Source organism: Legionella maioricensis (assembly GCF_023618015.1).
Taxonomy (GTDB): domain Bacteria; phylum Pseudomonadota; class Gammaproteobacteria; order Legionellales; family Legionellaceae; genus Legionella; species Legionella maioricensis.
Map to the genome: position 1 here is coordinate 82635 of NZ_JAJKBJ010000008.1, position 12943 is coordinate 95577.

Genomic DNA, 12943 nt, shown 5'->3' on the forward strand with positions numbered 1-12943 from the left:
TTAGCGTTAAATTTTGTTTATTATAACTGATTTGTTTTGTTGTGATGGGATTGCCACTTTCCTGTGTTCAAAAATGGTTTTTATATGAACAGGCAAATTGGCACACCAACAACCATAATTATGACCGCCAATAAATTCAGACTTATGGATAAGCATTCCTTTCTTTTCCATTAAATCAGCAATTCTTCGATTAGCTTCAAATGTTGCGATAGATTGAGTAGAGCCATCTTCGAATTCTAAGTCTACCGGAATCGTTTCATAAGTACCAATATCAAAAATAAATTGCATATTAGGATTTTCTTTATGGTGTTGTTCAATCTTTTGTTCTAAATCAGTCAATTTTTGCATTTCCAAGGAAGGTGATAAAGCAATAGCATTGCCAAACACAGTTGGTTTGGTTAAAGCGGCATAAAAAGCAGCTAAGCCACTGGCACTTTGCCCAACAATCGTTATTAATCTTGCGTCTTGAGTGATATTTAATTGGTTTTTATCATGTAACATCGGAATAAAATCATGCCCTAAAAATGAGGTGAATGCGTCATTACAGTTGTATTCATGCATACGATGAATGCTTGAGTATTCCAGAAATACTGCAACACAAGGAGGAATACTTCCCTCTTGAATGAGCTTATCTAAAATAAGCGGTGCCGGCATGGGATTTAAATAATCACTACCATCTAAAAATAAAATCATAGGGTAAGGTGTTGCCTGTTTATCGTAATCAGGAGGCAAATAGACCCAATATTTTCGTATCGATTGCTCAGGATTTTCGTAATAGCCTGGAACATTTTTTAAACGAGTTTCCAAGAAGTTCAGCTCGAAAGAAAAAAATCGATGTTCTTTTTTACATCGCTCAGGATGTTCCTTTGCTTTATCTAAAGAACAATCAGTTACAAAAGTTGGTGCATTAGGTAGCTCAATAATGGATTCCTTGCCAAAAAATTCGCCGGGATTGTCATAATCCATATAATAGGTTATTTCCCGTTTATTTCTTGGATCAGTTTGAACGCAGCCTTGATTAAATAAGTGCATTAATAACATTTGTGATTCTTTGAATTTTCCTGTTGGAACGGGGTAGAGGCTTTTAGTATTTTCTTGTTCTGGGAATTCCTCTTTTGGGGTATCTTCATCAACAATGAGTACGTTATACGAAGAGCGAAAAGTGCGCGGCAATATCAAAGTTAAGTATCTAATATCAGTGTTTGGAATAGCTTTAAATTGACTCTGCAAAGAACAAGGTAATCCAGTAAATGTAGACCACAAATAAATTGTTTTTTTATCGCTTTCCTCTCTATATAAAAAAGTGACCAAACACTGCTCTGGCTGATTTGGAACATCTTCAATAATGGGTGTTTCAACCCTTTGCCAAATTTGATCGTTTTCTTCTGTAGAAGTCGCTACAGCTAATTCCTCAATAAGATGTTGTAAATAAGGTGAATCATATTTTGGCATAGATACTCCAGGAGAGTTAGCATTACATCATCCTATCCATTTTAGAGCCTTTTTAAAGAGATAGGTTTAGCTTTATGGTTGTTCATGATATAAAGCAATTAATTCTTTACTCGAAGAACATCCTAACGAATCCATTAATTTAGCAATAACTCCTTCGACTGTCCTATAAGAAACATGGGCTTCACGCGCAATTTCCTTAGCCGTTTTTCCTTGAGCCAACAACTTAAGGTATATGGCTTGTTGCTCAGATAAATCAACTTTCGTATGACATACTTTATGGTATAATGTGAAATCTTTTTTCTCCAAAATTGTTTTTTTGGGCAGCATTTTTTCATTTCCCAAAATAGCCTTCGCAATACAACGCGTATGCTCTTCTAATTTGCCATCATCACCATGAATAGTCAGTGTAGCCACTTCTTTATATAAACTATCGCGCTCGTCATGTAATTGATCAAAAAAATCACTCAAACTTGGTATAGGCAATAAATTTGCTGGATTGCGTGCAGTACGCTCGATTTGAACCGGAGTACTCACATCCAAAAATACAGTCATTTCATTTCGCAATAATTGACAATTTTTTAAAGCTAGAACAACACTGGAATCGGTAGTTACGACAATGTGCTCTTGCGTGCAAAGGGACTTTAATATGTCAAACTGACACTCATAAAAAACATCACTTCCGGGGCTTCCAAGTATTTCAGACAAATGTCGTCCAACATGAGATTCTAACCCTAAATCTGCATCGACAAATTGCCACCCTAAAGATTGCGCCACAGACTTAGCTAATAATCCTTTACCAGCACCATGATGACCAATAATAAAAATTCGTTGAGGTTGATTCATTCTTACTAATCTCCTAAATCCAAATGATATAATAATTATACAAATAGGCCATAAGATGCATCAATACGTAGAACTACGTGAGTATCGAATACGTGATTATTATTTTAATCTAACAGAAGAATTAGTTTTGGGAAAAATAGCAATGTTTTTCTCTTACAAGCATTCACTTGAGAAGATACTCATTGCTAAAATAACAAACAAATCATTGATAACAATTTCTACGAGTAAGTATTCTATGCCTAACTATCTGTATCTCACCTTACAATCCGAACGACTTCAGTTAATTCCTGTTTCACTAAAATATGCAGAAGATTTATGTAAAGAATTTACTGCTGAAATTACAGAGCACATGTGGCCAAGTGCTCCGAAAACACAAGAGGAAATTAATCAGCACATTTCTGAACAGCAAATTAAAATGCAAGCAGGCTCAGAAATCGCATTGGTCATCATCAATAAAGAGAACCAGAATTTTTTAGGATATGCTTGCCTACACCAAGCAAATACAAAGACACCTGAATTAGGCATTTGGTTAAAGAAAAGTGCTCATGGATTTCATTATGGTTTTGAAGCGATGAATTTATTAAAAACCTGGGCTGAAACTAATATGGTTTATGATTATCTAAAATATCCTGTTGTAAGACAAAATATCTCTAGCCGGAAAATTGCTGAAAAAATGGGTGGCATTATTGAAGATGAATACATTAAAGCAAGTGAGTCAGGCAAGTTGCTTGATGAAGTAGAATATCGATTTTATGGTGCAACAATGACGAATACACAATCCAAAATAAATATTACTGCAGCCTTAGTACGTGAGCTCATTACGCAACAATTTCCACAGTGGGGTCAGCTACCTATTCAAACTGTAAACAATAGCGGTTGGGACAATAGAACCTTTCATTTAGGTACAGAAATGCTCATTCGCATGCCCAGTAGCGCCGAATACGCAGGGCAAGTGGAAAAAGAACAAACATGGTTACCCAAATTAGCCCCACTTCTTCCTCTTCCCATACCCGCCCCACTTGCGATGGGAAAACCCAATGAACTGTATCCTTGGAAGTGGTCCATTAATCGTTGGCTTCCTGGGGAAACGGCAGCAGCTACTCCCATTAATGATTTATCTGAGTTTGCACATGATTTAGCTCTATTTCTTAAGGCGCTCCAAAGCATCAACTCAATGGGTGGACCTCTTGCGGGTCCTCAGAGTTTTTATCGCGGTGGTGATTTAGCAGTTTATGATTCAGAAACACGAAAAGCCATCGAAGATTTGAAGGACACTATAGATTTCCGTGCTGCAACAGAAATTTGGGAAAAAGCATTATCAACTTCTTGGCAGAATCCACCCCTTTGGGTGCATGGTGATGTCAGTGTTGGCAATTTGTTACTTTCTCAAGGAAAATTAAGTGCAGTTATCGATTTTGGCCAACTTGCCATCGGCGATCCTGCTTGCGATCTTGCTATTGCCTGGACATTATTTGAAGGAAAAAGTCGGAGCATTTTCTTAGAAACCCTGGCACTTGACCCAAACGCTTGGGCACGAGGACGTGCTTGGGCTTTATGGAAAGCAATGATGTATCTTGTTAACCAACAAACCGAGATGAATTTTGAAGCAAAAAAAGCATTGCGCACGATTCATGAGTTGATCGAAGATCATAGGAAATGATTATGAAGACTTCTCACATAGAATGGGCTCTTAGTACCTTAAACGATTCAGGGTATCTACTTGAAACCACGAAACCAGAAATAGTTCTCGATACAGCCTGGTCAGAAGTGTGTCGTTTTCAAACAAATCTTGGGTTGGTCTATTTGAAGAAAGTGCCTTCTGCATTGTCATTAGAAGCCAATGTCATTCAGCTATTGCAGAAACAATTCAATGCCCCTGTTCCGCAAATCATAGCTCATAATCAAGAACTTCACTGTTTTTTAATGCAAGATGCTGGCATTTCTTTGCATGAGGTCTTTAAACAGGAAGTTAAGCCCAATCTTTTAATTGATATGATGCATCATTACACAATGCTGCAAATAAACTCCGCAGATAAAATAAGCTTGTTTCTTGATTTAGGTGTCCCAGATTGGCGCCTGCAGCAATTGCCAAAACTTTATCAGCAATTACTATGTGAAGAAGAGCTATTGATTGGTGATGGATTAACCCGAGAAGAATTAAAACAATTAAAAAGTTTAGATGGTAAATTAAGAACTTTTTGTGAGCAATTAGCCAGTTTTAAAGTACCTGATACTTTTGGCCATGCAGATTTTCACGGTAAAAATATTTTAGTGAATCCCCATACTCATCAAACCACGATGATTGATTTAGGGGAAGTTGTTATTACTCATCCTTTTTTCTCATTCGTTAATTGTTTGTATCGAGTAACAGAATTTTTAAAATTATCAACCAGTCAATATAGGCAATTGCAGGAAGCTTGTTTTAAAAATTGGCTATCGATAGAGTCATCTGTGCATTTGTTTGAAATTATTGCAATTATTCAGCAGTGTTGGTCTATTCATGCGGTGTTGGGCGAGTATCGCCTAATTAAAAGCATCGACCCAATCGCATTAATAACATTGCGCCGACAAGGCCGATTTTCTGGAAAATTAAGAGCTTGGATAGATCATTAAGTCATTATTTATTGTCGAATGAGTCGGATATTTTTTCTATCAAAAGTATTATTTTTGCTGGAGCGATAGGGATTAATATCCAATCCTCCACGTCTGGTATAACGTCCATAAACTGTTAATACTTCAGGTTTACAATAATTCATAATATCCACAAAAATTCGCTCTATGCATTGCTCATGAAATTCATTATGGTTTCTATAGGAAACAAGGTATTTTAATAAGCCTTCCCTATCTATCTTTTTTCCTTTGTAAGCGATGTACACACTTCCCCAATCCGGTTGATTGGTGACTAAGCAATTTGATTTTAAAAGGTCAGAATACAACTGTTCTTCCACCACCACATCTTGAACACTAAGAAACGATGGCTCAACCAAATAGACAAAGCACTCGACATCGAGGTGATCAATGCACTCGCCCGTCAACATTTGTGATGCAGCGTATTGACTCGCTTGTTCCAAGGAATAAATTTTAACTAAAACTGGTGATTCAACACGTGCCTCCAAATCTTTTTTAATCGTATTCTCTAACTCATCAATACTTTTTATTTTGGTGTTATTGAATGAATTAAAATATAATTTTAATGACTTGGATTCGATGAGCTTTGGCGAGTTACAATCATAAAAAATTTCACCAATCCCGACCACCGGTTTTCCTTTCTCGTTGAGCCAGGAAACTTCATAATGATTCCAGCAATCAAAACCCACAAAAGGCGGATGAGCAGGATCAATGCCAATTTCTTGCCGCTTACCCGCTCTGGGGATAGGATAGAGCCGATTAGGATTGTAGGTGGAATCGTAGTCCGATTTTTTACCTAACTCTGATTCACTAGCTGCTTGATATTTTTTTAATACAGGATCGCTCATAGTATTTAACTCCAATATTTCAATAATTTTTGCACTACTTTGCCAATTGATTGGCTGGTTTATTTCCAATTGACTGGCAATGTAAGTTAACAAAGAGGCTGCTTCATTTATTTTATTAGCCTTTTCGCTCAATTCGCGTGCTTGAAGGCTCATTGATGCAGCCAGATTAAAGTTTGGATTCCCAATGATTTCTTTGATGGTAGATAAAGAAAATCCAAGGAATTTTAAAGTGATAATTTGTTGTAAAATGAGTAAATCAGCTTCAGAATACAAACGATAGCCAGAATCAGAGCGCTTTGTTGGTTTTAACAAACCTACTTCATCGTAGTATTGCAATGATCGAATTGAGAGAGAGGTCATTTGGCTGATTTCTTTAATTTGATAATAGTTCATAAGCATCATCTCCTTAATTGATGATTCTAAGCTATCACGCAACGTGAGGGTCAATACTTAATTAGTAATAAAGAATAAAGGAATTTTTTGTTTCATGTTAAAATGTGCGACTCTATAGTTGTATTTACCACATAGTGGCTATTATGAGCTCAGATTCTATTCAATTAAATCAAAATCATGGGGGACCGCTCCATTATCTGGGAAATAGGAACCTTACTCTTCCAGATTTGACAGGGCATATGTCCCCTGATACTAGCTGGTTGAATGAGCATTTCTCTGTATTATTGGCAAATAGTAAGGGCCAAAAATACAAGAAAGCCATTGAGCCTTTTGCAGGTTCTGCTTCTTGGAGTCTGGCTGCAATGGAGATTGGCGTTGCAGAAGAATATATTATCAATGACAGCAATAAAATTTTGATTAATACACTTCTTTTAATTAAAGATAACCCTGCTCTTGTCAAAACTTCTTATACTGCCTTAATAGAAAAATATGATGCCTCCCTATCGAAGAAAGATTTTTTCCTTGAAGTGATTGGGAATTACAACCAAACAACTGATGAAGAAAAAGCGTTACTGCTCCCTTTCATCATTAATCATTCATGGGGCGGAATCCTTTTTTATGATAAGGAATTGAATATTATCTATCGCGAAGGTGAACTCTTTGAAGGAAAAAATGCTAATCGATTTCTTGAGCATGCGAATTTGTCCCTAGAAATGTTCTTGAGTGAGATTGACCGAGTATCTAACCTTCTTAATGCGAATCAAGTTTCATTCAGAAGTGGTGATTTTATGGACGTGATTTCGATTGCGACACCTGGTGATTTTGTGGCACTGAATCCTCCTTATCCAGAGAATGAACATTCGACGCTTGAAAAAGCTGGGATGTATATTGAACTTTATTCGCCTGAAAAACTGCACCAGAATTTGGTGCAAATCATTCAACATCTTGAAAGCCAAGGTATTCATTACTACATGACTTATGGATTTTATAATCCAAAATTCAGAAACTATGTCTTAGCTAATGAAAACCAGCGGCCAATTAATTACTTTCGTGTCCTAGGCTATGAGCATTGTGCTTTTGGAATAGGTCTTGATCAGATGTATTTTACGTCCCAATTTTCAATTCCCAAAGGTATAAACATATTCAAAGCGGAGGGAGTTTTGGGTGCCCAGGATATAACGCCTGAAGAAGCACTCAAACAATTTAAGTTGCTTTCAAAAAAATGTTTTGCTGTTATTTACCGAGCTTTTATTAAGCCTGAGCTTGAGATGGAGTATCAAAAGGCCTGGCATCAGGTCGCTTCCTATTTTGTGCAATATCGCGGTGCATTAGGTTCTTGCCTGCATAAAACTAACGATGGTATGTGGCTTGCCTATTCTCGTTGGCCTGATAAAGCTACTCGAGATGCTTCTTGGCCAGGCGAAAATGCCCCATCTGAGATGTTACCCAATGAAATTAGAAAAGCGGTTATAACCATTCAAGAGTGTATTGATCAAACGCAAAAACTACCCGAAATTACTATGGAAGTTGTCAATGATTTATTGTATTCAAACTAATAGAAGATGTAACTCATGAATCAAGCGCAAATGAATTACCAACTAGAGCTTGTTATAGACGCTAAGCTACTAGAACAGCAAGATAAAATTATTCGTGATGGGATAGTAAATTTTAATGCTCCTTTTACAGGAACCAAACCAGAGCGTTACTCAATCTATGTGAAAGATAACGAGGGTATTATTATTGGCGGAGCTATTGTGTACGCTCATAAAAGCTCAATATATGTTGATGTCCTCTGGGTTAAGGAGGAATACCGTGGTCTTGGTATCGGTGCTGAACTATTGCACAGCGTTGAAGCCGAAGCAATTACACGAGGAATTCCAGCATCGACATTAGATACTTTTTCTTTTCAGGCAGAAAGATTTTATTTAAAACAAGGCTATCAGCATTTAGGCACAATTAAAAATTATTTAGAAGGGCATGATCGGATCTATTTTAGGAAGCAATTGTAGAGAGGAGAGCATATCCCCCATAAGAAAATATGCCTTGAAAAAAGAACAGAACAAACGAAGCATCTATTCTCCAAAGTTAAACTTTTATTGGAAATGCTCGTAAAAGTTCATAAACAAATTAGAAAGGAAAAGGAGGTAACTTATTCCTATCTTTAAGCCAAAATGGATGATGCCATTCTTCATAGATGGAAACAGGCATATTGCTTTGTTTAAATTCATCAAAAGATAAGTCGCAAAGAAACCATTTAAGGAATTCCGCGCAAGTTTCCGGGCTTATTAATTGACCGGACTGATAAGCCTCATCAAACATTTTATGTAAATGAAATGAAGTTGTTTCTCTTAAAATTTTTTGAATTCTTGTATCCACCTCCCCTGGAATAACACAAGACACACCAATATTTTTCTCTGCTAGCTCTTTTCTCACAATAGCAGTTACTTCATCCAAACCCGCTTTGCTGGCACAGTATGTTGAGCTTTCTTTAAGTTTCAGAGTCGCTGCTCTTGATGTAACAAATAAAATCCGAGACTTCTCAGGCATCTGCGCGGCAAGTAGTGCTGTAAGTTTCATTGGAGCTAATAAATTAACCTGAAAAACTTCGTCAATACTGTCACAATCGTATTCGGTCAACGGACGTGGAGGACTTTTCATTCCTGCATTTTGAACTAAAAGATGAAGCGGTATTCCAGAATCATTAATAATTTTAGCAACCTGTTCGATATCACTATTGCGAGTAAAATCCGATTGAATGGGAACAAAACGAGAATATAGCGCTTTAGTATCCTCTAAGCTGCTTACATCCCGCCCTGTTCCATAGACAACCCAGCCGTCACCTAAAAGAATTTTAGCAAGTTCAAGACCAATTCCATGGCTGGCTCCGGTCACTAATGCAGCTTTATTATTGTTGATGTTCGTCATGAAGCATTCCTTGAAACTTAAGTTACGTTCGTGCGGTATGGTAATCAAAGTTGGCGAAAGTTAAAAGGTTATTCCTAATTCATGTGTTACTAATTGAATTAATTCTGGAATACTTGCCTTGACTTGAATAATAGTAGATAAAACCTGAAGCACCTGCTCAATACCAATGCCCTGCTGCTCTTTATCAGAACTAAAAGAACGGTTTATATTATATACTAGCCAATTGATCCAATTGCCAAGAACACCATAAAAAGCAGCTTCCAAATGATCCTGATTTATTGTTATTCCAGAAGACGCATATGTATTTAGCATTTTTATAAATAAAGTTTTATTAAACAGCGGAGTAGTAATTCCACTCCAATCAAGAGCACAATTGACTATTTCATAAGTGGGATTAAGTTTTCGCGCAGACTCCCAATCAATGAGAAATGGAGTATCATTTTTATCCCATAAAACATTTTTTTGATCCAAATCACCATGGCTTACTACACTACTACTTTGTAGAATAGGTATTGTTTTTTGATAGATATCGTTAAGCTCAATTATAACTCGTTGATTACTTTTTAATTGCTCCTTAAACACCAAATTTTTGCTTGCTGACTGGTCTATTAACACACTAATTTTTTCATTGGGATGAATATCAAATTCTTGAGCACTTAGCTGGGGAACATTAAGATTAATAGGATGAATTTCAGCCAAAAGAGTGGCTATTTTAAGCGCATGCATCTCAGATATAGCGTCTTTATCCAATGCTTTTGCTGTTATCCAAGGATAAACAAGAAAGGCCTCATCTTCTGAAAGGATTAAGTAATTATTTTCTAATTTTAGAGCATGAACTGCGGGAATAGTACGCTGGGAAAATTGGAAAGCTATCTGTTCTGTCAATTCATATTGGGATTTAACTTCTTCAGTCAATTGGATGCTGCTATTGAGTTGTTTTACAGCAAACTGCGAGCCATTGCACTTCAGATACCACATTTTATGTAAAAGACCGCCATAGACTCTTTGAGGCAAGTCAAAAGGTTGGTTCATCTTTAATTTTTTACAGATTGTTTCTAGTTGACTTCTATTCACTATGAGCCGCCTTAAGAATGCCTTGTGTCTCTGACTCTTCATTAAAAAATTTAACAAAAAATGTTTTGCTTAACTTGGGATTTTTTTTATTGATTCTCGTAAATTCCGGCATAAAACCGCACTTTTTATAAAACTCTGGAGCTTGAAAAGCACTGGTCACCAAATTGATATTATTAAAGCCCTGACCTTTGAAGTGATGTTCAAGAGCAAGTAATAACTGTTTGCCATATCCTTTACCACGATAAGCACTGTCTACCCAAATATCATCCACATAAATTTCTGCAAACGCAGTAAAGGCATTAAGCGCACCAAAAATTTCTCCATGGGCAGAAGAAATGGTCACTGAAAAACGTCGATAATTGACGTCAATACCATGCTGAGCCTCATAGGCAATAAATCCATTTGTCATTCGTTTTTCCGTAGCTTCATCAAGTTCATCAACAAATTGGATTTGATATTCTTTCTTGCTTTCTAAAGGCTTGCTGCATTCATGTGCTGTACTATCAAAACGAAAAATAACTCGTTGTGGTTGATGCGGATCATAATTGATTGTTTTAATTTCTTCCTGGAAATTGCCCATTGTAATTTTTGAAATAGTTTTGCGCCAAAAACTAAGCCCTCGCTTATTTTCTGGAATCACAGAAACCTCCCATAAGCCTGGATGCATTTTCCATAATTCAGAGGAAACTAAATAACCTAAACCTTTGCCTTGAAACTTAGCAGTAATAAAAAACTCGCCCATATTCCATGCAGTATAAGGGTAAACTCCTTCGTGATTTAATAGAGCAAAACCAGCTAATTCATTACCAACTTTAATCAGAAAGGCTTTTCTTGTCGGCTCTTCAAAGTATTTTTTAAAATCGAAGCTTTCATACAGGCCATCGGAAGGCAAAGCCCAATCATCTGAAATAAAACCACAGTCACGCGAGAGTTCATATACATAAAATCGTGCCATGTTTTGGATGGTAGGATAATCATCTAATGTTGCTGTCTCAACTTTTAAAGCAGAGTGTAATTCTTTGATGTTCACAGCATTTTCCTTAAATACAGTTTCGCCATATGACCTTCATTCTGATATCCAAGCGATTTGTAAAAATCATGGGAGCCCTCTTTCGCTCGCCTAAGTCCAGATGTCAAATCAATGATACAGGGACTAAACTTTCTGGCAAATTCCTCAACAGTAATCATAAGCTTTTTACCTATTCCTTGATTACGATATCCTTGGTCGACCACAAGGCCTTCAATATGAAATCTTGTTATTTCGGAAACAAAAAGATAACTCTTAGACCAAGCAATCCAACCAACAACTTTTCCAGCAATTTCCGCAAGAAGGACACCGTAATGCAGTTCACTAGTAAATAGCTCTAGTCGTCTTTGCAACTCCTTAGACGATTGCGGATAACCCAATTGCTCCATTAAAGGGTGAAGATGTTGAGCATCATCAATTAATGCTTTGCGGATAATCAGTTCAGAAGGCACTTTATGCCTCCAGATTAACTCTATCCCCGGATAGATTAGGAGATGAAATCACCAAAAAAGAAACCAAATTTCCAGAACTATTTTTCACTTTATGGGTTATCCCTGCTTTAATACTTATTCCTTCCTGTTCCTGTAACATCTGTTCATAGTCTTCAAACTCAATAACCAATTGTCCTTGCAAACAATAAAAAAATTGTTCTGTTTCCTGATGATAATGTTTTACCTCAAAACTGCCTGAGGGCATCGTTTCATAAAGAACGTTAAACTGACCATCATTTTTTAACCACCATGCATCACAATTTTGTCCCCACTTAAAATGAGGCGCATTGTTTATTGAGACAACCTCTTCTCTCACCGAAGATTCTGATACAGGCAGTTTTGGTTTTTGACTTAAGCTCGAGACTGAATCACCATTTAAGAGTCCGATTTCTCTTGTTGCCTGAAATTCTTTCCGCAAAAAATAGAATATAGAGTTTTTCTGAAACCCATGCCGTTCAAACTCAAGTTCAAATCCTAATTTTTTATAAAATTCTATTGCTTCCCAATCCATAGTATTAACTGTTGCAAAAGCACAATCTTTTTCATTGCCATACCTCAATGCCGCTTGCATGAGCTTTGTTCCCCATCCTTGATGTCTGATGGACTCACTCACCCAAAGATTATCGATATGAAGACCTCCATAGAGGGTTCCACCACTACAACCACCAATAATGCTATTATCTGCATCACGAATAAAGCATGCAAAGAAATCTAAGGATTCGAATCCTCTTTGTTGTTTGGCGTACTCCTTAATTCCATTTGTTAATATTTGAACATCATCAGGGTTTGGATTTTCTAAAAACGATAATTTTAAAGTCATCTCATTTATTCCACTGTAGGAGGCCAGGCACCATGCTCCACATAACTTGCCTCATCACTGCCTGACCAAGGTGGCATAGTAACGCAAATAAACACCAAATCTGCTGCATCACTTCGATATTGAAAATGTGTTCCCAAGGGAATATCGATGCTGACTCCAGCAGTTAAAGGGGTAATGCTCTCTTCATCGTTCAACTTACGCCAAATAGTTCCTTCCCCAGAAAGGACATGCCAAAATTCAGATACAGTTTTATGACGAACTGCTTTGGAAATTGTGCCTGCCTTCAAAGTACAGTGAGCCATTCCACCTAAATGATTATTCATCAGCAATCGAACCTCAGCTCCTGCTGGTGAAGTGTGTTGATATTCTTTGGGTATTTCTTGTGTATTCATTTATGCCTCTATTAAACCAATGCTCTCATCAGTTTTATCAAGTGGTTATT

At 36.9% G+C, this 12943-nt stretch carries 13 protein-coding genes; 4 read left to right on the plus strand and 9 right to left on the minus strand.

Going from position 1 to position 12943, the window contains the following annotated elements:
• Positions 1 to 6: 6 nt before the first annotated feature.
• The gene (locus tag LOX96_RS08430) at positions 7 to 1452 is read right to left on the minus strand and encodes an alpha/beta hydrolase (protein ID WP_058478627.1); all 1446 of its coding nucleotides are present in this window, start codon (positions 1450 to 1452) and stop codon (positions 7 to 9) included.
• 72 nt (positions 1453 to 1524) lie between these two features.
• Entirely contained in the window at positions 1525 to 2295 is a 771-nt protein-coding gene (locus LOX96_RS08435; protein WP_058478628.1) for a shikimate kinase, read from the minus strand.
• 55 nt (positions 2296 to 2350) lie between these two features.
• Between LOX96_RS08435 and LOX96_RS08440 the strand changes: the two genes are divergently transcribed.
• Complete coding sequence (locus LOX96_RS08440; RefSeq protein ID WP_241652494.1) at positions 2351 to 3955, plus strand: GNAT family N-acetyltransferase; 1605 nt, start codon at positions 2351 to 2353, stop codon at positions 3953 to 3955.
• A 2-nt stretch (positions 3956 to 3957) separates the two neighbouring features.
• Positions 3958 to 4908: an aminoglycoside phosphotransferase family protein gene (locus LOX96_RS08445; protein WP_129796187.1), complete on the plus strand. Its 951-nt coding sequence runs from the start codon at positions 3958 to 3960 to the stop codon at positions 4906 to 4908.
• A gap of 8 nt (positions 4909 to 4916) precedes the next feature.
• Here LOX96_RS08445 and queF read toward each other — a convergent pair whose 3' ends face one another.
• A complete protein-coding gene (gene queF, locus LOX96_RS08450; RefSeq protein ID WP_420798094.1) occupies positions 4917 to 6173 on the minus strand; it encodes an NADPH-dependent 7-cyano-7-deazaguanine reductase QueF in 1257 nt (418 codons plus the stop codon).
• A gap of 134 nt (positions 6174 to 6307) precedes the next feature.
• Here queF and LOX96_RS08455 point away from each other — a divergent pair, with 134 nt between their 5' ends.
• Together LOX96_RS08455 and LOX96_RS08460 are read left to right on the plus strand one after the other, a co-directional pair.
• A complete protein-coding gene (locus LOX96_RS08455; protein ID WP_082650876.1) occupies positions 6308 to 7720 on the plus strand; it encodes a DNA adenine methylase in 1413 nt (470 codons plus the stop codon).
• 15 nt (positions 7721 to 7735) lie between these two features.
• Positions 7736 to 8173, plus strand: a complete 438-nt coding sequence (locus tag LOX96_RS08460) for a GNAT family N-acetyltransferase (RefSeq protein ID WP_058478629.1) — start codon at positions 7736 to 7738, stop codon at positions 8171 to 8173.
• A 118-nt stretch (positions 8174 to 8291) separates the two neighbouring features.
• Here LOX96_RS08460 and LOX96_RS08465 read toward each other — a convergent pair whose 3' ends face one another.
• The 6 genes from LOX96_RS08465 to LOX96_RS08490 are packed head-to-tail and all read right to left on the minus strand — an operon-like array spanning position 8292 to position 12893.
• Positions 8292 to 9089, minus strand: a complete 798-nt coding sequence (locus tag LOX96_RS08465; protein ID WP_082650877.1) for an SDR family oxidoreductase — start codon at positions 9087 to 9089, stop codon at positions 8292 to 8294.
• Between the two features lie 60 nt (positions 9090 to 9149).
• The gene (locus LOX96_RS08470) at positions 9150 to 10163 is read right to left on the minus strand and encodes an aminoglycoside phosphotransferase family protein (protein ID WP_058478630.1); all 1014 of its coding nucleotides are present in this window, start codon (positions 10161 to 10163) and stop codon (positions 9150 to 9152) included.
• A complete protein-coding gene (locus tag LOX96_RS08475; protein ID WP_058478631.1) occupies positions 10156 to 11193 on the minus strand; it encodes a GNAT family N-acetyltransferase in 1038 nt (345 codons plus the stop codon). The genes LOX96_RS08470 and LOX96_RS08475 overlap by 8 nt, the downstream gene beginning before the upstream one ends.
• Positions 11190 to 11642: a GNAT family N-acetyltransferase gene (locus LOX96_RS08480; protein WP_080443927.1), complete on the minus strand. Its 453-nt coding sequence runs from the start codon at positions 11640 to 11642 to the stop codon at positions 11190 to 11192. The genes LOX96_RS08475 and LOX96_RS08480 overlap by 4 nt, the downstream gene beginning before the upstream one ends.
• A gap of 1 nt (position 11643) precedes the next feature.
• Positions 11644 to 12501, minus strand: coding sequence for a GNAT family N-acetyltransferase (locus LOX96_RS08485; RefSeq protein WP_058478632.1), 858 nt, complete (start codon positions 12499 to 12501; stop codon positions 11644 to 11646).
• 5 nt (positions 12502 to 12506) lie between these two features.
• Positions 12507 to 12893 carry a cupin domain-containing protein gene (locus tag LOX96_RS08490; RefSeq protein WP_058453043.1) on the minus strand — a complete coding sequence of 129 codons (387 nt, stop codon included), beginning with the start codon at positions 12891 to 12893 and terminating at the stop codon, positions 12507 to 12509.
• Positions 12894 to 12943: the final 50 nt, after the last annotated feature.

Coding starts and splice junctions, on each gene's coding strand:
- LOX96_RS08455 (WP_082650876.1), top strand. CDS start 6,308: ATGAGCTCAGATTCTATTCAATTAAATCAAAATCATGGGGGACCGCTC.
- LOX96_RS08445 (WP_129796187.1), top strand. CDS start 3,958: ATGAAGACTTCTCACATAGAATGGGCTCTTAGTACCTTAAACGATTCA.
- LOX96_RS08485 (WP_058478632.1), bottom strand. CDS start 12,501: ATGACTTTAAAATTATCGTTTTTAGAAAATCCAAACCCTGATGATGTT.
- LOX96_RS08440 (WP_241652494.1), top strand. CDS start 2,351: ATGCATCAATACGTAGAACTACGTGAGTATCGAATACGTGATTATTAT.
- queF (WP_420798094.1), bottom strand. CDS start 6,173: ATGATGCTTATGAACTATTATCAAATTAAAGAAATCAGCCAAATGACC.
- LOX96_RS08460 (WP_058478629.1), top strand. CDS start 7,736: ATGAATCAAGCGCAAATGAATTACCAACTAGAGCTTGTTATAGACGCT.
- LOX96_RS08435 (WP_058478628.1), bottom strand. CDS start 2,295: ATGAATCAACCTCAACGAATTTTTATTATTGGTCATCATGGTGCTGGT.
- LOX96_RS08430 (WP_058478627.1), bottom strand. CDS start 1,452: ATGCCAAAATATGATTCACCTTATTTACAACATCTTATTGAGGAATTA.
- LOX96_RS08465 (WP_082650877.1), bottom strand. CDS start 9,089: ATGACGAACATCAACAATAATAAAGCTGCATTAGTGACCGGAGCCAGC.
- LOX96_RS08490 (WP_058453043.1), bottom strand. CDS start 12,893: ATGAATACACAAGAAATACCCAAAGAATATCAACACACTTCACCAGCA.